The 16,608-nt window shown below is 69.1% G+C and carries 17 protein-coding genes; 5 read left to right on the top strand and 12 right to left on the bottom strand.

What is annotated here, in order from left to right; genetic code table 11:
* The first annotated feature begins 114 nt into the window (after positions 1 to 114).
* On the top strand, positions 115 to 918 hold the full coding sequence (locus tag EV652_RS18640) for an isocitrate lyase/PEP mutase family protein (RefSeq protein ID WP_132210424.1): 804 nt from the start codon (positions 115 to 117) through the stop codon (positions 916 to 918).
* Here EV652_RS18640 and EV652_RS18635 read toward each other — a convergent pair.
* From EV652_RS18635 to EV652_RS18625, 3 genes are read right to left on the bottom strand one after another with little or no spacing between them, the layout of a single operon-like run.
* Entirely contained in the window at positions 915 to 1,712 is a 798-nt protein-coding gene (locus EV652_RS18635; RefSeq protein ID WP_132210423.1) for an ABC transporter permease, read from the bottom strand. The two genes, EV652_RS18640 and EV652_RS18635, sit on opposite strands and share 4 nt — an antisense overlap.
* On the bottom strand, positions 1,712 to 3,124 hold the full coding sequence (locus EV652_RS18630; protein WP_132210422.1) for a DUF1349 domain-containing protein: 1,413 nt from the start codon (positions 3,122 to 3,124) through the stop codon (positions 1,712 to 1,714). The genes EV652_RS18635 and EV652_RS18630 overlap by 1 nt, the downstream gene beginning before the upstream one ends.
* A 3-nt stretch (positions 3,125 to 3,127) precedes the next feature.
* A complete protein-coding gene (locus EV652_RS18625) occupies positions 3,128 to 4,060 on the bottom strand; it encodes an ABC transporter ATP-binding protein (RefSeq protein ID WP_132210421.1) in 933 nt (310 codons plus the stop codon).
* A 111-nt stretch (positions 4,061 to 4,171) separates the two neighbouring features.
* Between EV652_RS18625 and EV652_RS18620 the strand changes: the two genes are divergently transcribed.
* Positions 4,172 to 5,353 carry a sensor histidine kinase gene (locus EV652_RS18620; protein WP_199238261.1) on the top strand — a complete coding sequence of 394 codons (1,182 nt, stop codon included), beginning with the start codon at positions 4,172 to 4,174 and terminating at the stop codon, positions 5,351 to 5,353.
* Positions 5,350 to 6,039: a response regulator gene (locus EV652_RS18615; RefSeq protein WP_132210420.1), complete on the top strand. Its 690-nt coding sequence runs from the start codon at positions 5,350 to 5,352 to the stop codon at positions 6,037 to 6,039. The genes EV652_RS18620 and EV652_RS18615 overlap by 4 nt, the downstream gene beginning before the upstream one ends.
* A 51-nt stretch (positions 6,040 to 6,090) precedes the next feature.
* Here EV652_RS18615 and EV652_RS18610 read toward each other — a convergent pair whose 3' ends face one another.
* The 6 genes from EV652_RS18610 to whiA all read right to left on the bottom strand — a co-directional run bounded on the left by EV652_RS18610 (position 6,091) and on the right by whiA (position 11,115).
* Positions 6,091 to 6,450, bottom strand: coding sequence for an RNA polymerase-binding protein RbpA (locus EV652_RS18610; protein ID WP_132210419.1), 360 nt, complete (start codon positions 6,448 to 6,450; stop codon positions 6,091 to 6,093).
* A 16-nt stretch (positions 6,451 to 6,466) separates the two neighbouring features.
* A complete protein-coding gene (gene secG / locus EV652_RS18605; protein WP_132145086.1) occupies positions 6,467 to 6,700 on the bottom strand; it encodes a preprotein translocase subunit SecG in 234 nt (77 codons plus the stop codon).
* Entirely contained in the window at positions 6,697 to 7,509 is an 813-nt protein-coding gene (gene tpiA, locus EV652_RS18600) for a triose-phosphate isomerase (protein WP_132210418.1), read from the bottom strand. Before tpiA ends, secG begins: the two co-directional genes overlap by 4 nt.
* Before the next feature lie 5 nt (positions 7,510 to 7,514).
* Positions 7,515 to 8,717, bottom strand: a complete 1,203-nt coding sequence (locus EV652_RS18595; protein WP_132210417.1) for a phosphoglycerate kinase — start codon at positions 8,715 to 8,717, stop codon at positions 7,515 to 7,517.
* Between the two features lie 93 nt (positions 8,718 to 8,810).
* The gene (gap, locus tag EV652_RS18590; RefSeq protein ID WP_132210416.1) at positions 8,811 to 9,818 is read right to left on the bottom strand and encodes a type I glyceraldehyde-3-phosphate dehydrogenase; all 1,008 of its coding nucleotides are present in this window, start codon (positions 9,816 to 9,818) and stop codon (positions 8,811 to 8,813) included.
* Positions 9,819 to 10,131: 313 nt separating this feature from the next.
* Complete coding sequence (gene whiA / locus EV652_RS18585; protein WP_112238983.1) at positions 10,132 to 11,115, bottom strand: DNA-binding protein WhiA; 984 nt, start codon at positions 11,113 to 11,115, stop codon at positions 10,132 to 10,134.
* A 166-nt stretch (positions 11,116 to 11,281) separates the two neighbouring features.
* On the opposite strand from whiA, the gene EV652_RS18580 reads away from it, so the two are divergent.
* Complete coding sequence (locus EV652_RS18580) at positions 11,282 to 11,797, top strand: SigE family RNA polymerase sigma factor (protein WP_132210415.1); 516 nt, start codon at positions 11,282 to 11,284, stop codon at positions 11,795 to 11,797.
* Positions 11,794 to 12,612, top strand: a complete 819-nt coding sequence (locus EV652_RS18575; protein WP_132210414.1) for a hypothetical protein — start codon at positions 11,794 to 11,796, stop codon at positions 12,610 to 12,612. The genes EV652_RS18580 and EV652_RS18575 overlap by 4 nt, the downstream gene beginning before the upstream one ends.
* A 6-nt stretch (positions 12,613 to 12,618) precedes the next feature.
* On the opposite strand, the gene EV652_RS18570 is transcribed toward EV652_RS18575, so the two are convergent.
* From EV652_RS18570 to uvrC, 3 genes are read right to left on the bottom strand one after another with little or no spacing between them, the layout of a single operon-like run.
* Complete coding sequence (locus tag EV652_RS18570) at positions 12,619 to 13,587, bottom strand: gluconeogenesis factor YvcK family protein (RefSeq protein WP_132210413.1); 969 nt, start codon at positions 13,585 to 13,587, stop codon at positions 12,619 to 12,621.
* 56 nt (positions 13,588 to 13,643) lie between these two features.
* Positions 13,644 to 14,513: an RNase adapter RapZ gene (gene rapZ, locus EV652_RS18565; RefSeq protein ID WP_132210412.1), complete on the bottom strand. Its 870-nt coding sequence runs from the start codon at positions 14,511 to 14,513 to the stop codon at positions 13,644 to 13,646.
* Complete coding sequence (uvrC, locus tag EV652_RS18560) at positions 14,513 to 16,543, bottom strand: excinuclease ABC subunit UvrC (RefSeq protein WP_132210411.1); 2,031 nt, start codon at positions 16,541 to 16,543, stop codon at positions 14,513 to 14,515. Before uvrC ends, rapZ begins: the two co-directional genes overlap by 1 nt.
* Positions 16,544 to 16,608 lie beyond the last annotated feature (65 nt).

The following is a 16,608-nucleotide window of genomic DNA, read 5'->3' as shown; positions in this document are numbered from 1 at the left end:
CCGTTATTTCCTGTTCAGGCCCACCAGAAGGTGTCTTCACCCCCGATCCACGACCCCCTCCGGCGGCTGATCCTTCGGCCGGCGCCGAACGGTCCGGCTGCGAGGATGAGCGGTATGACGTTTCGCGAGTTGCACAACGGATTCTTCGTCATGCCGAACGCCTGGGACGCCGGGAGCGCGGTAGTACTCGCCGATGCCGGGTTCCCGGCGATCGCGACCACCAGCGCCGGGATCGCGTTCTCACTCGGCAAGGGCGACCACACACTGCCGGACGGTGCTCCGGCGGTGTCGCGGGAGGACATGTTCGCGCGGGTCCAGGAGATCACCGCGGCGAGTGCCGTACCGGTGAACGGCGATCTCGAGGACGGCTACGGGTCGGCGCCCGAGCAGGTCGCGGAGACGATCGCGCTGGCGCGTGAAGCGGGCCTGGCCGGCGGGAACATCGAGGACTACGACGGGCGGGAGTTGTACGACGTCGAACTGTCGGTCGAGCGGATCGTCGCAGCCCGGGAGGCTGCCGGTCCTGACTTCGTCCTCACCGCCCGCACCGACGGCCAACTCCTGCGTACGCCGACATCCCTCGCGGACTCCATCGACCGTGCGAACCGCTTCCGCGAAGCCGGCGCCGACTGCCTCTACGTCCCCGGCGTGAACGACCTCGACGCGATCGGCACGCTCGTCCGCGAGCTCGCCGGCCCACTCAACGTCGTACTCGGACTGGGCACGTCGACCCTCACCGTCAGCGACCTGCAGTCCGTCGGCGTCACCCGGATCAGCCTCGGCGGCAGCATCGCCCGGGCCGCGCTCGGCCTGGTACGACGTGCCGCGCAGGAGCTCCTCACCACCGGCACGATCGACTTCGCCGCCGGCCAGATCCCCCAGGCCGAACTCAACGAACTCTTCGCCCGTAAGCCCTAGGCGTCGCGCAGCCGAAACAACACCAAACCTGCGACGACCGCACCAACGGCGTACAGGGCAAGGACACCGAGGCCCGACCATGGTGAGATGGGCAGCGCGTCGAGGCGCAGGGTGGACTGGATCGAGAGGCCGGCAGTCATCGGCGACACCTTCTCGATCCACTCCTTCCAGCGCGGATCGGTGACGGCGAGCGACACGATCGGCGACACGTACAGCAGGACGAGCAGGATCGTCACCGTGCCGCCGGTGTGACGGACCACGAAGGCGATGCCGAGGCTGAGCAACGCGACCAGGCCGAAATACAGCACGGTTCCGCCGTACGCGCGCAAGGTCGGCCCGTCTCCGAGCGAGAGCGGCCGGTAGCCCGCGACCGTGCTGAATCCGTTGCCCGCCAGGAGTTCCCGGCCGGCCAGCAGCGAAGCGAGCATGCTGATGGTGGCGGCCCCGATGACCGCCGTGGTGACCACGACCGCCTTCGCGGCCAGTACGACGAGCCGGCGCGGGCAGGCCGCCAACGTGGTCCGGATCATCGCGGTCTCGTACTCGGCGGTGACGGCGAGCGTAGCCACGACGATGACCGCCGCCTGTCCGAGATAGACCCCGGACAAGCTGAGCTCGGTCAGGTCGAAGTCGCAGGCCGGGTCCGAACGCTCGCAGTGCGGCGGCATGAGATCCCACGTCACCAGGGCGCCGGTGGCCGTCGTCGACAGGACAACCGCCATCAGCGTCCAACCGGTGCTCGGCACCGTGCGCAGCTTCGTCCACTCGGCCCGCAGCGCCCGCCCGGCCGGCATCAGGCGTCCCGGCGGCCGAGCTGCCAGCGAGCCAGGCCGAGTGCGACGACGGCGTACCCGCAGAGCACACCGAGCCCTGCCCACGGACCGATCACCTGGCCGGCGCGATCGACGGTCTGCTGGATGGCCAGCCCGGCGATCGGCGTCAGCCGGCTCATCCAGACGTCGGCCTCGGGTGAGATCACCGGCGCGACGATCTGCGGCACCACGATGAGCGCGATCACGAACACGATCGCTCCGACCGTACGACGGCGGAGCACCGCGACGCCGAGACTGAACAGCGCGACCAGGGCGAGGAACGCAGCGGTGCCGACGACCGCGCGCAGGCTCTCGCTGTCCAGCAACGACACGTGCGGGTACGCCGGTGGGTTGTATCCGCCCGAGTGCAGCCCCGGTTGGGCGAGCAGGAACGAGGCGACGCAGGCGACCAGCCCGGTCACGAACACCGCGCCGCCGAGCACCACCGCCTTCGCCGCGAGCACCTGGCCGCGCCGCGGCCCGGTAGCGAACGTGGTCCGGATCAGCCCGGTCCGGTACTCGGCGGTCATCGACAGCACGCCGAGCGCAATCACCGCGATCATCCCGACCCGTACGCCGAACAGGCTGAGCAGCACCACGTCGTCATCGCCGGGCGAGTGCCAACTCGCGATGCCGTACCCGGAGATGTCACCCGATCCGGTCACCGTGAAGGTGTCATCAGTCCGCTTGAGGTCGCCGGTCGGAATCCCCCCGGTCTGCTTCGACGGCAGCGCCGAGATGTTCTCACCGATCCAGTCCCGCGCCGGCTGTGCCCCGGTCACCCCGACGTTGTCGAAGATCGCCGCCCCGACGGTGTTCCTGATGCCGACCGACGTACCGCTGCCCGTCCGGGTCGACACGTACAACGGCGGCGACGCGACGAACAGGCCGACCTCGACGCTCTGCGGCAACGCCACGGTCACCGTGCCGACCTCGCGCCAGTCGGCACCGTCGGCGGACTCGTACCCGGTGATCGAACTGCCGGTCCGGGTCAGCTTCAGCCAGCGCGGCGCGCCGTCCGCCGGTCCGGACAGTTCGGTGTCGAACATCGCCTCCATCCGCACGCCGTGCTCAGGCGTGACCATCACTGCGGCGTACGGCGTTCCCGGCGCGACCCCGGCCTTGACCAGCAGGCCCGCCTTCGCCCACTCGTGGCTGCTCTGCTGGCTCACGACCTGGGCAACCACCGACCCGTCACCGGCCAGCGGCGTATGCACGAAGTAGGCCTGGTCGGAGTACCGCGGCTGCTCGTTGGCATCTGTCGAGCCGGCCTGTGAGCCCAGTAGTTCCAGCAGGACGCTGACACCAACCGCGGCCAGCAGGCACAACGTGGTGCTCCGTACGGAGCGGAACTTCGTCCACTCCCCCTGCAGCACGTGGAGGAAGCCCTTCATCGCTCACGCCTCCAGTGGTCGCGTGTAAGTGGCGAACTCGACCGCGTCCCGGGTCAGCTCCATGTAGGCCTCCTCCAGCGACGCCCGGTGCGCGGCGACCTCCGTGAACGGGAGAGCGTGCTGGTTCAGCACCTTGATGACGTACTCCGACGTCAGCCCGGTCACGGTCAGCCGATCGTGGTCGGTGGCGGCGACCGTGGCGCCGGCATTCGCCAGCGCCGTCATCGCCTGGGTCCGGTGCGCGGTGCGCACGACGACCCGATCGGCCGAAGCGGCAGCGACCAGCTCACGCACCGTGGTATCGGCGACCAGCCGGCCGCGGCCGATCACGATCAGATGGTCCGCGGTGTCTTCGAGCTCACCCATCAGGTGGCTGGACACCAGCACCGCCCGGCCCTCGGCGGCCAGCGACCGCAGCAGGCCGCGGATCCAGACGATGCCTTCGGGGTCCAGCCCGTTCACCGGCTCGTCGAACAGCAGCACCGGCGGATCCCCGAGCAATGCACCGGCGATGCCGAGCCGCTGCCGCATACCCAGCGAGAACCCACCGGCCCGGCGCCGCGCCACCTGGGTCAGGCCGACCTGCTCGAGCACCTCGTCCACCCGCCGGGCCGGCAATCCGTTGTACTGCGCCATCCACAACAGGTGGTCACGTGCCCTCCGGCCAGGATGGATCGCCCCCGCGTCGAGCAGTGCACCGACCTCGCGCAGCGGCGTACCGAGATCCCGGTAGCGGCGGCCGCCGACCAGCGCGCTGCCGCCGTCCGGCGCGTCCAGCCCGAGGATCACCCGCATCGTCGTCGACTTGCCGGCCCCGTTCGGACCGACGAAGCCGGTTACCTGACCCGGCCCGACGGTGAAGGACAGGTCGTCCACCGCGACGGTGGCGCCGTACGTCTTGTGCAGTTCGCGGACCTCGACGGTGTTGGCCTCCATACCAGCTGACGCTACGGTCCGGTCCGGCAGGCTGTCGTCACGCCGCCGAGCGGATCTGCCGTCCCTCGCGTGGGGGACGCCGCGGTGGCGTGGCGGGCGGACAATGACGACGTGAGCCAGGTCCGTGAGCTGGGCGACCGGGCGCTTGCTGCCGTCCGCAGCATCGCCGGCACCCGCGATGCGTTCGTCGTCGTGGCGGCCGTCCTCGGTCTGCTCGCCGTCGTGGAGGCCGGTGGTCGCGGTGACGGGACAAGTATGGATCTGGGTACGGCGTTCCTGCTCGGACTGTTGTCGACGGTGCCGCTGGTGTTCCTGCCGACCCATCCGGTGCCGGCGACACTGGCCGTCACGCTCGCGAACTCCGTGCTGCTCGCCAGTCCCGACCCGCCGTACGCCGCAGGGTTGCTGGCCGGATCCATCGCTCTGTACTGGCTGGCGCGGCGCCGATCCCGCCGGGTCGTGTTCCCCTTCCTGCTGCCGTTCGTGCTGTTCGCACTCGGGGCGCCGCGACCGGAGTCGAGCGTGGCGCTGGTGCTGATGACCGCTGCGGTCCTGCTCGGCACCGCCGTCCGCGAACGCGGCGCCGAGGCCGCGTCGGCCGCAGCCGGCCAGGCGACCGCCGACACCCTGCTCGAGTACGCCGCTCGCGGCGAGCGGGCCCGGATCGCACGGGAGCTGCACGACGTGGTCGCGCATCACATCTCGCTCATCGCCGTACAGGCAGAGACCGCGCGGCTGACAACGCCGGGCCTGCCGGCCGAGGGAACGCAACGGCTGCTCGATATCGGTGACACCGCGCGCTCCGCCCTCACCGAGATGCGTCGCCTGCTCGGCGTACTGCGCGAGGACGTCGACACCGACACTCGCCCTGTTCGGGCACCGCAACCCGGTCTGGAACAGCTCAACGCCCTCGTCGACGAAGCCCGGGCGTCCTCGGGCGCCAGCACTCGGCTGATCGTGCGCGGCTGCGTCGTACCGCTGGACCCGGGGGTCCAGCTGACGGCGTACCGGATTGTCCAGGAGGCACTGACCAACGTGCGCCGGCACGCACCCGGTGCGGCCGCGGACGTCGAGCTGGACTTCACCGCCGAGGCCCTACGCGTGCGGATCCGCGACAACGGCCCGGGCCATGACTTCGACCATGACTTCGATCTGGACGGCGCCGGTGGGCACGGGCTGGTCGGCATGCGCGAGCGCGCCGCGATGGTGAGCGGGACACTGACCGTCGGCCGGTCGGCGAGCGGCGGTCTGGTGGTCGAGGCTGTCGTGCCGATCCCGCCGGACGTGCCATGACCGCCCCGATCCGGATCGCCGTCGTCGACGATCAAGAGGTTGTCCGGGCGGGGTTCGGCGCCCTCCTCGGCACCCAGCCGGACTTCGTCGTCGCCGGTACGGCGGCCAACGGTTCCGAGGCGGTCCGGCTGTGCCGCGAGCAGCCCCTGGACCTTGTCCTGATGGATGTGCGGATGCCGGTCCTGGACGGCATCGAGGCGACCCGGCTGATCGTCGCCGACGCGGGCCGCGCACCAGGCCCACGGATTCTGATGCTGACCACGTTCGACCTGGACGAGTACGTGTACGACGCACTGGCGGCCGGAGCCAGCGGCTTCCTGCTGAAGGACGTGACCGCCGAGCACCTCTTCGACGCGGTCCGGGTGATCGCGTCCGGCGGCGGTCTGCTCGCGCCGTCGGTGACCCGCCGGCTGATCGCGGAGTTCGCACGACTCCGGCCCGCGCGTGATCCCGCCAGGACCGTGGTCCTCGACAACCTGACCCCGCGCGAGATCGAGGTGCTCGGCCTGATCGCCGAGGGGCTGTCCAACCCTGAGATCGCGACCCGGCTGGTGGTCGGCGAGGAGACCGTCAAGACGCACGTCAGCCGCCTGCTCGGCAAGCTTGCCCTGCGTGACCGCACGCAGGCCGTGATCGCGGCCTACGAGTCCGGGCTGGTCGTCCCCGGCAGCACCCACAGGCCCTGAGACACCAACAGCCCGGACCGATCACGATCGGTCCGGGCTGTTGCGACGTACCTAGAAGATGACCTCGCCGCGGGCGCGCCGGGCGCGGAGCTTCTCCAAGGCCTCCTCGAGGATCTCGGCCGCCTCCTGCTCGCTGCGCCGCTCCTTCACGTAGGCCAGGTGGGTCTTGTAGGGCTCGATCTTCGGGGGCGGGGGCGGGTTGTTCACATCGGTGCTGGTCGGCAGACCGCACCGCGGACAGTCCCACGCCTCCGGGATGGACGCCTCGACCGCGAACACCGTCGCGGTCTCGTGGCCGTTCGCACAGAAGAACACGATGCGCTGCCGGGGCGCGGTGTCGCCGCGCTCCGCCTCGCCCATCGGGCCTGCACCGACCCGGCTGCCACGAATCGCACTGCCACCACCAGCCACGGGAACCTACTCCCCTTCAGCCGAGCTTGTAGAGCAGGCCGAGCGCCACGATGGCAGCGAACCAGATCAGACCGACACCGATCGTGATCCGGTCCAGGTTCCGCTCGGCGACCGAGGAGCCGCCCAGGCTGGACGACACACCGCCACCGAAGAGGTCCGACAGACCACCACCGCGGCCTTTGTGCAGCAGCACGAGCAGCGTGAGGATGAGGCTGCAGACGATCACAACGATCGAGAAAGCGAGAATCACGAGGAGTAGCCTAACTGAAGGTCCAGGTAACGGCAGATACCGGCGAACTCGTCCACCTGGAGGCTCGCACCTCCGACCAGGCAGCCGTCGACATCCGGTTGGGCCATGATGCCACTTGCGCTGTTCATCTTCACCGACCCCCCGTAAAGAATCCGTACCGAGTCGGCCACCGACGGTGAGATCGTCTCCTCCAGCCGGCCCCGGATCGCGGCGCAGACCTCCTGTGCGTCCTCCGGAGTGGCCACCTCGCCGGTGCCGATCGCCCAGACCGGCTCGTAGGCGATGACGATCTTGCGCACGTCGTCCTGCTTCAGCCCGGCCAGTGCGCCGTCGACCTGGGCCAGCGTGTACTCCACGTGTTCGCCGGCCTTGCGGATGTCGAGCCCCTCGCCGACGCAGACGATCGGGACGAGTCCGTTCTCCAGCGCCTTGGTCGCCTTCGCGTTGACCAGTGCGTCGCTCTCGTTGTGGTACTGCCTGCGCTCGGAGTGACCGGCCAGCACGTAGGTGCAGCCGAGCTTGGCCAGCATCGACGCCGAGATCTCACCGGTGTACGCGCCCGCGTCGTGCTTCGACACGTCCTGGGCGCCGTACTTGATCTTCATCCGGTCGCCGTCGACCAGCGTCTGCACGCTGCGGATGTCGGTGAACGGCGGCAGCACCGCCACCTCGACCCGCTCGAAGTCGTGTTTCTTGTCCTGCAGCGTCCACGACAGCTTCTGCACCAGGTGCACAGCCTCGACGTGGTTGATGTTCATCTTCCAGTTGCCCGCCATCAACGGCGTACGGGCAGCTGCAGTGTCAGCCATCGGAGTCAGTCCTCTTCCAGTACGGCAAGTCCCGGGAGCTCCTTGCCCTCCAGGTATTCGAGCGACGCCCCACCACCGGTGGAGATGTGCCCGAACTGGTCGTCGGCGAAGCCTAGCTGGCGGACCGCCGCGGCCGAGTCACCGCCACCGACCACGCTGAGGCCGTCAACCTCCGTCAACGCCTGCGCGACCGCCTTGGTTCCGCCGGCGAACGCCGCCATCTCGAAGACACCCATCGGACCGTTCCAGAACACCGTCTTCGCGCCGGCGATCTCGGCGGCGAACGCCTTGGCGGAGTCCGGGCCGATGTCCAGGCCGAGCTCGTCGGCCGGGATCGCGTCCGCGGCGACGACCGTGGCCGGTGCGTCGGCCTTGAACTCGGGCGCGACCACGATGTCGGTCGGCAGCACGATCTCGACACCCTTGGACTTCGCGGTCTCCAGGTAGCCCTTGACCGTGTCCAGCTGGTCTTCCTCGAGCAGGCTCTTGCCGACCTCGTGGCCCTGCGCCTTCAGGAAGGTGAAGACCATGCCGCCGCCGATCAGCAGCTTGTCGGCCTTGGCCAGCAGGTTGTCGATCACCGCCAGCTTGTCCGACACCTTGGCGCCGCCGAGCACGACGACGTACGGACGCTCCGGGCTCTCGGTCAGCTTTTTCAGGACGTCGACCTCGGCGAGCACGAGGTCGCCCGCGGCATGCGGGAGCTTCTTCGCGACGTCGTACACACTGGCCTGCTTGCGGTGCACGACGCCGAAGCCGTCGCTGACGAACACGTCGGCCAGGGCGGCGAGCTCCTCGGCCAGCGCACCCCGCTCGGTCTCGTCCTTGCTCTCCTCGCGCGGGTCGTACCGCACGTTCTCGAGCAGCAGGACCTCACCCTCGTCCAGCTCCTGTACGGCGGACTGCGCGCTGTCACCGGTGACGTCGGCGGCGAAATGCACGTTGATGCCCTCGGGCTGCAGCAGCTCGCCGAGCCGCTTGGCCACCGGGGCCAGGGTGAACTCGGGATTCGGCGTGCCCTTGGGGCGGCCGAGGTGTGCGATGACGATCACCTTCGCGCCGGCCTTGGCCAGCTTCACCAACGTCGGCAGGCTGGCGCGGATACGGCCGTCGTCGCCGATCGTCGCGTCCTTGATCGGCACGTTCAGGTCGGAGCGCACCAGCACCCGCAGGCCGGCCACGTCTCCGAGGTCTTCGATGGTCTTCACAGTCCAACTTCCTTCGGTGGAACCGCCAACGTCCGAAGAACCGGGGGCGCGACAGCCCACAGTTCTCCGGACGCGACTAGTGAACGGGAGACGTCAGAGGGACGCGCCGACGTGGTTGACCAGGTCGACGAGGCGGTTGGAGTAGCCCCACTCGTTGTCGTACCAGCCGACGACCTTGACCTGGTTGCCGATCACCTTGGTCAGGCCCGCGTCGAAGATGCAGGAGGCCGGGTCGGTGACGATGTCGGTGGAGACGATCTCGTCGTCGGTGTAGGTCAGGTAGCCCTTCAGCGAGCCCTCGGCGGCGGCCGCCCTGTAGGCGTCCTTGACCTCGTCGACGGTGACCTCGCGGCCGACGGTGACGGTCAGGTCGGTGGCCGAACCGGTCGGGACCGGGACCCGCAGCGCGTAGCCGTCCAGCTTGCCCTTCAGCTCCGGCAGCACCAGGCCGATCGCCTTCGCGGCACCGGTCGACGTCGGCACGATGTTCAGCGCGGCGGCCCGGGCGCGGCGCAGGTCCTTGTGCGGGGCGTCCTGCAGGTTCTGGTCCTGGGTGTACGCGTGGATCGTGGTCATCAGACCCCGCTCGATCGTGAACGCGTCGTGCAGGACCTTGGCCAGCGGGGCGATGCAGTTCGTGGTGCAGGACGCGTTCGAGATCACGGTGTGCTTCTCGGCGTCGTACAGCTCGTGGTTCACGCCCATCACCACGGTCAGGTCCTCGTTCTTCGCCGGGGCGGAGATGATGACCTTCTTGGCGCCGTTGTCGGCGTGCGTCTTGGCCTTGGTGGCGTCGGTGAAGAAGCCGGTCGACTCGATCACCACGTCGGCGCCGACGTCGGACCACTTCAGGTTGGCCGGGTCGCGCTCGGCGAACGCCTTGATGCTCTGGCCGGCGACGGTGATGTCGTCGTCGGTCGCGGAGACCTCACCGGGGAAGCGGCCCAGGATCGAGTCGTACTTCAGCAGGTGAGCGAGGGTCTGGTTGTCGGTCAAGTCGTTGACGGCGACGACCTCGATGTCGGCACCGGACGCCTGCACGGCGCGGAAGAAGTTACGGCCGATCCGGCCGAAGCCGTTGATACCTACGCGTACGGTCACGGGACTGCGTCTCCTCAGAACTAGCTTTCGAGCACTGCCGCTACAGCCCGAAGACTAGCCCAACAGCCCACTCGACCAACTGGTACCGTCCACATCAGACCACCGGTGTCTCACGGGGTGTTCCAGACCAGACCACCTGCTGGTACACGCAACTCCCGCGTCCACTCCCCCACGAGTCCGCGTTCCGGACTCCCCAGACACGCGTACGGGCGGCCTCCGAACGCGTGCCGGAGACCGCCGCACTGTGAGACAGCGTGCGCTATCCGAGCCCGAGGGCCGGCTTCGCGGCGGGCGAGCCGGCGCTGCCTTCCGGTCAGGCCGGGTCGAGCATGTCTGGGGTGAGGTTGGCCTCGGTGTTGGGGATGCCGAGGTCGGCGGCGCGCTTGTCGGCCATCGCGAGCAGGCGACGGATCCGGCCGGCGACAGCGTCCTTGGTCAGTGCCGGCTCGTGCAGCTGACCGAGCTCCTCGAGGCTGGCCTGTTTGTGCTCCAGCCGCAGCTTGCCGGCCACCTGCAGGTGGTCCGGTACGTCGTCGCCGAGGATCTCCAGCGCCCGCTCGACCCGTGCACCCGCGGCCACTGCGGCCCGGGCCGAACGACGCAGGTTCGCGTCGTCGAAGTTGGCCAGCCGGTTCGCGGTCGCGCGCACCTCGCGGCGCATCCGCCGCTCTTCCCAAGCGAGCACAGACTCGTGTGCACCAAGCCGGGTCAGCAGCGCGCCGATCGCGTCGCCGTCGCGGATCACCACGCGGTCCACGTTGCGCACCTCGCGCGCCTTCGATCCGATGCCGAGCCGTCGGGCTGCACCCACCAGCGCCAGCGCCGCCTCAGGACCAGGGCACGTCACCTCGAGCGAGGACGACCGGCCAGGCTCGGTCAGCGAGCCGTGCGCCAGGAACGCACCACGCCACGCCGCCACCGCGTCACACGAAGCACCCGACACCACAGCGGGCGGCAGGCCCCGGACAGGACGTCCACGGTTGTCGACCAGGCCGGTCTGCCGGGCCAGCGCGTCACCGTCGCGGACGACGCGAACGACGTACTTGGTCTGCTTACGGATACCGGACGGGGAGATGACCACCACGTCCGACGGGTGACCGAAGATCTCGGCGATGTCCTTGCGCAGCCGCCGCGCCGCGGCCCCGCTGTCGAGTTCGGCTTCGACGACGATCCGCCCGGAGACGAGGTGCAGACCGCCCGCGAACCGCAGTACGGATGACACCTCGGCCTTGCGGCAACAGGGTTTTGTGACCTGAATGCTGGTCAACTCGGACTTCACCTGTGCTGTCATCGCCATGAAGGCATCCTCCCACCGCTGTCAAAGACCCTCTGGCTCGTCCCAGCTTCAGCAGGGACGGGAGGGCCACATCAGTCCAACGGAACGGATGGTGCCCTGTTACGGGTCGTGCAACCTCTGGGTGGTGTGGTTCCGTTCCATCGGCGAGAAAGCTGATGGGAGGGGTATGAGAGCACGGGACGAAACCGAGTTCACCGAGTTCGCGGCCGTCACGGTGCGCCGCCTGCGTCGGACGGCGTACCTGATGTGCGGCGACTGGCATCGCGCCGAGGACGCCGCCCAGGACGCCCTTGTGAAGGTCTACCGGCGCTGGAACCGCATCGACCGCGGCGACAGCCTGGTCGGCTATGCCCACAAGGCGGTGGTCACCGCGGTCCTGGACCAGGCGCGCCGTCCATGGCGGCGGGAACACCTGGACGTCCTCGGCGAAGTGGTCGAGAAGGTCCCGGCTGTGCCCGACGGTGCCGACGCGATCCACGACCGCGCCGTAGTCGTGGAAGCCCTTGCCGCGTTGCCACCGGGCCAGCGGGCCTGCGTGGTATTGCGCCACTACGCGGACCTCAGCGTCGAACAAACCGCCGCCGTCCTCAACGTCGGCACCGGCGCGGTGAAGAGCCAGACATCCCGGGGACTGACGCGGTTGCGCGACCTCCTCGCCTTACCCGAGAGGACCTCATCGTGAGCGACATCGAGAAGCTGCTCGCCGCCGCGTCCGACGATGCCGGGCAGCCGATGCAGCACTCCGTCGACGACATCGTCCGCCGCGGCCGCCGCTCGGTACGCCGTCGCCGCATCGCCACCGCGAGCACTGTCGCCCTCACCGCAGCTGCAATCGTCGGCGGCGTAACCACCTGGTCGGCCACGCGTCCCGGGAGCGTGGCCCCGGCAGGCTCGTCGGCGAGTCCGGTCGCCGCTGTCGACGCCGAGACCCGCAAGGCCATCGCCCCCGCACCGCCTGTGAGTCCGCTGGACGACAGCGCGATCATCGAGAAGTGCATGGTGTACGACAAGATGCGAACCTGGGACCCCAAGCCGTGGAACAAGCCAGGCATCCTCACCTCCCGATGGCACGTGGCAGTCAAGACAGGCGGCGCGCACACGGTCAAAGCGATCCTGGTTGCTCCCGACCGCAGGATCGGGGCCTACTGCCAGTTCAAGAACGATTCCAAGGCTCCGAGCGGCTCCTACGGACGATTCCCCGTCACTGACGCGTCGCGCAACGGAACCATTTTCCAGGCCGGCTATGCCGACGGGCTGAATGTCCCCGGCGATGTCCGCAAGATCCTGGTGGAGGTGCCCGGCGAAGCGGTGGTCCGGCAGGCCCTGATGGGCACCGACGGCTTCTACACGCTCGGTACGCAGGACCGCAGCACCGGCGTGAAGCCGAGCGGCGCAACAGGGAAGCCCCGGATCCGCGGGTACGCCGCGGACGGCAGCAAGATCCTCGACCGCGAACTGCCCTTCGTCGTCGGCCTTCCACCGATCCCTGAGCGCTGACGAGGATCAGGCGAAGATCTCGCGGAAGACCTTGGCGAGTTTGTCCGGGGCGTGGTGGAGGTGGCGGTCGTCGTCGGCGATGTCGGCGATGACCAGCTCCGCACCGAGGGATTCCGCCGTACGGTGCAAGGACTTCGGATCGGGGACGTGGCCCTCGTCGGCGAGGACCACGTCGATCCGCAGGTCGGGGGCGTGCGCGGCCAGCACCTCGAGGTGGGTTTCCGGCGAGAAGCCGTCGGTCTCGCCCTTCTGCTCCCCCAGGTTCAGCGTCAGCACCCGGCGGGCGCTGGTCTGCTCGAGGCCGCGGCACAACGCCGGAACCAGCAAGTTCGGAATCACCGAGGTGAACCACGAACCCGGACCGACGACGACCCAGTCGGCTTCCGCGATGGCGACCAGCGCCTCGGGACAAGCCGGCGGATCGGCCGGGTCGAGCGCGACATCGACGACATGCCCTTCGGTGGTCGCCACCTCGGCCTGACCACGAATCTCCGTGATCACCTCCGGGTGGTCCGGATCCAGACCGAGCACCCGAGCAGTGATATCCAGCGGTACGGCGGACATTGGCAAAACCCGGCCTTGTGCACCAAGCAGTCGCGCGACCCAGTCGAGCCCGTCCACGGCCTCGCCAAGCAACTCCCACAACGCGACGATCAGCAGGTTGCCGACCGCGTGATCATGGAGCGCGCCATCACTGCGGAACCGATGCTGCAGTACGTCGGCCCACGTCCGGCCCCACTCGTCGTCGCGACACAGCGCGGCCAGCGCCATCCGCAGATCACCGGGCGGCAGGACGCCGAGCTCACGGCGCAAGCGGCCGGACGAACCGCCGTTGTCGGCGACCGTGACGACCGCGGTCAGCTGATCGGTGACATGGCGAAGCGCGGACAGGGAGGCGGCCAGTCCATGCCCCCCGCCCAGTGCGACGACCCTGGGCGCCGAGCGGGGGTCTGGGGGTGGTCCCCCAGACGACACGCCCGAGGCCCCCGGTCCGTGCTCTCCGCGGGCAGGGCTGTCCCAGGGGCTCTGGCTCACTCCCGCCCCAGATCCCGGTGTACGACCAAGGTCGGTGACCCTTTCTCGCGCAGCCTCCGGGCGATCTCCTCGGCCATCGCGACGCTGCGGTGCTTACCCCCGGTGCAGCCGATCGCGACGGTGACGAAGCGCTTGCCCTCGTTCAGGTAGCCGGTCCGCAGGGTGTCCAGCACGTCCACGTAGTTCTGCAGGAACTGCTGGGCCAGCGGATGGCCGAGGACGAAGTCTGACACAGGACGGTCCTGCCCGGTCATCGGGCGCAGGTCGGGCTGCCAGTACGGGTTCGGGATGAACCGCATGTCGGCCACCACGTCGGCGTCGACCGGGATCCCGTACTTGAACCCGAACGACACCACGGTCGCCCGCAGCTCGGCGTTCTCCTCGTCACCGAAGGCGTTCACGATCTTCGCGGCGAGCTGGTGGATGTTCATGTTCGACGTGTCGATGACCAGGTCCGCGCCGGCCCGGATGTCGCCGAGCAGCTCGCGCTCGCGCTGGATTCCGGTCAGCAGCCGGCCCTCGCCCTGCAGCGGGTGCGGCCGGCGGACACTCTCCTGCCGGCGCACGATCACGTCGTCCGAGGCCTCGAGGAACAGCGTCAGCGGCCGGTACCCCTTCAGCCGCAGGTCGTGGATCGCCGAGCTCAGCTCCTCGAAGAAGAGACCGGTCCGGACGTCCACGACCACCGCGAGCCGCGGTGACGCGCCGGTGCCGACGACCTGCTCGACAATGGTGGTCAGGAACATCGGCGGCAGGTTGTCCACCACGAACCAGCCGAGGTCCTCCAGTACGTCCGCGACCGAGCTCCGTCCCGCGCCGGACATGCCGGACACGATGATGAGGTTGCCGCCCTGGTCGTCGTCCATCAGCTCTCAGTTCTCCCTGGATCCCCGTCGGGCGCCCCGGCCGGCGCCGGGACGTCGTCATCCAGTATCTCGCCCGTGGCCATATTGACGGCGGGCGCCCGGCCGGTGTCGGCCTTCGTTGCGGCAAGGTTCACCGCCAGTACGACGGATTCCGCCGTACGACGGCCGAATCCGGGCAGCTCGGCCACCTCGTCGACGGTCGCCTGGCGCAGCTTCTTCAGCGACCCGAAATGCTTCAGCAGCGTCTTGCGCCGTACCTCGCCCAGCCCGGGGACCTCGTCGAGGACGGACTCCACCATCGACTTCGACCGCCGGCTGCGGTGGTGGGTGATGGCGAACCGGTGGGCCTCGTCGCGCAGCCGCTGGAGCAGGTAGAGGCCCTCCGACGTGCGGGAGAAGATCACCGGGTCCTCCTCGTCCGGCAGCCACACCTCCTCGAGCCGCTTGGCCAGGCCGCAGATCGGGATGTCGCCGAGGCCGAGCTCGTCCAGCGCCTGCCGCGCGGCCGCGACCTGCGGCGGCCCGCCGTCGACCACGACCAGCCCAGGCGCGTAGGAGAACTTGCGAGCCCGGCCGGTCTCCGGGTCGATCAGGCTCGCCGTCGGGTCCTCGTCGTCCTGCAGGGTCGCCCGCTCGTCGAGGAGTCGCTTGAACCGCCGGGTCAGCACCTCGGCGATCGAGGCGACGTCGTTCTGCCCGTCGACGCCCTTGATCACGAACCGCCGGTACTCGCTCTTACGCGGCAGGCCGTCCTCGAACACGACCATCGAGGCCACGACCTCGGTGCCCTGCAGGTTGGAGACGTCGTAGCACTCCAGCCGCAGCGGCGCCTCGGGCAGGTCGAGCCCGGCCTGGATCTCCTCCAGCGCCTGGTTGCGGGTGGTCAGATCGCTGGCCCGCTTGGTCTTGTGCATGGTCAGCGTCTGCAGCGCGTTCCGCCCGACGGTCTCCATCAGAGCCTTCTTGTCACCGCGTTGCGGGACCCGGATGAACACCTTCGAGCCGCGCAGCTCGGACAGCCACTCGGTCAGCGCCGGCGCGTCCTCCGGCTCGGTCGGGACCAGGATCTCGCGCGGGATCGCCTCGCCCGAATCAGCGGCGTACGTCTGCTGGATGAACCGCGACACCAGATCGCCGGTGGTCGCCGTCCCGTCGGCCTTGTCCGCGATGAAGCCGCGCTCACCGCGGATCCGGCCGCCGCGGACGTAGAAGATCTGCACCGCGACCTCGAGCGGGTCCTCGCTGAGCGCGATCACGTCGGTGTCGGTGCCGTCGCCGAGGACGACCGCGTTCTTGGCCAGCGCCTTCTCCAGCGCGGCCAGGTCGTCCCGGATCTTCGCGGCCCGCTCGTACTCGAGCTCGGCCGCGGCTGCCTTCATCTCCTTCTCCAGCCGGCGGACGTACGTCGCGGTCTGGCCGGACAGGAACGCGGCGAAGTCCTCGACGATCTTGCGGTGCTCGTCCTGGCTCACCTGACCGGTGCAGGGTGCGGCGCACTTGCCGATGTAGCCGAGCAGGCACGGCCGGCCGATTTGGCGGTGCCGGTTGAACACGCCCTTGCTGCACGAGCGCATCGGGAACACGCGCAGCAGCAGGTCGACGGTCTCGCGGATCGCCCAGGCGTGGCTGTACGGGCCGAAGTACCGGATGCCCTTCTTCTTCTGGCCCCGGCCGACCATCACCCGCGGGTAGTCCTCGTTGAGGGTGATCGCGAGCCAGGGGTACGACTTGTCGTCGCGGTACTTCACGTTGAAGCGCGGGTCGTACTCCTTGATCCAGGAGTACTCCAGCTGCAGCGACTCGACCTCGCTGCCGACCACGGTCCACTCGACCTTCGCCGCGGTCGTCACCATCGCCTGGGTGCGAGGGTGCAGGTTGACCAGATCCTGGAAGTACGACGACAACCGGGCGCGCAGGTTCTTCGCCTTGCCGACGTAGATCACCCGCCCGGCGGCATCGCTGAAGCGGTACACACCAGGCGAGTCGGGAATCGACCCGGGAGCTGGACGATAGGAGGACGGATCAGCCACTCATCCACCCTAGTTCGCCGCACGGACAAAGACGGAATTCCGCCAAAGTCTCAATTACTAGTTCA

The sequence above is a fragment of the Kribbella steppae genome (assembly GCF_004342025.1).
Lineage (GTDB): Bacteria > Actinomycetota > Actinomycetes > Propionibacteriales > Kribbellaceae > Kribbella > Kribbella steppae.
This window is presented reverse-complemented; position numbering and strand designations above follow the sequence as displayed.

Bases quoted from the DNA above. Each gene is read 5' to 3' on its own strand.
- EV652_RS18625 (WP_132210421.1), bottom strand. From the start codon at position 4,060: ATGGAGGCCAACACCGTCGAGGTCCGCGAACTGCACAAGACGTACGGC.
- tpiA (WP_132210418.1), bottom strand. From the start codon at position 7,509: ATGGCTGACACTGCAGCTGCCCGTACGCCGTTGATGGCGGGCAACTGG.
- EV652_RS18615 (WP_132210420.1), top strand. From the start codon at position 5,350: ATGACCGCCCCGATCCGGATCGCCGTCGTCGACGATCAAGAGGTTGTC.
- EV652_RS18580 (WP_132210415.1), top strand. From the start codon at position 11,282: ATGAGAGCACGGGACGAAACCGAGTTCACCGAGTTCGCGGCCGTCACG.
- rapZ (WP_132210412.1), bottom strand. From the start codon at position 14,513: ATGGACGACGACCAGGGCGGCAACCTCATCATCGTGTCCGGCATGTCC.
- EV652_RS18630 (WP_132210422.1), bottom strand. From the start codon at position 3,124: ATGAAGGGCTTCCTCCACGTGCTGCAGGGGGAGTGGACGAAGTTCCGC.
- EV652_RS18635 (WP_132210423.1), bottom strand. From the start codon at position 1,712: ATGCCGGCCGGGCGGGCGCTGCGGGCCGAGTGGACGAAGCTGCGCACG.
- EV652_RS18640 (WP_132210424.1), top strand. From the start codon at position 115: ATGACGTTTCGCGAGTTGCACAACGGATTCTTCGTCATGCCGAACGCC.
- whiA (WP_112238983.1), bottom strand. From the start codon at position 11,115: ATGGCGATGACAGCACAGGTGAAGTCCGAGTTGACCAGCATTCAGGTC.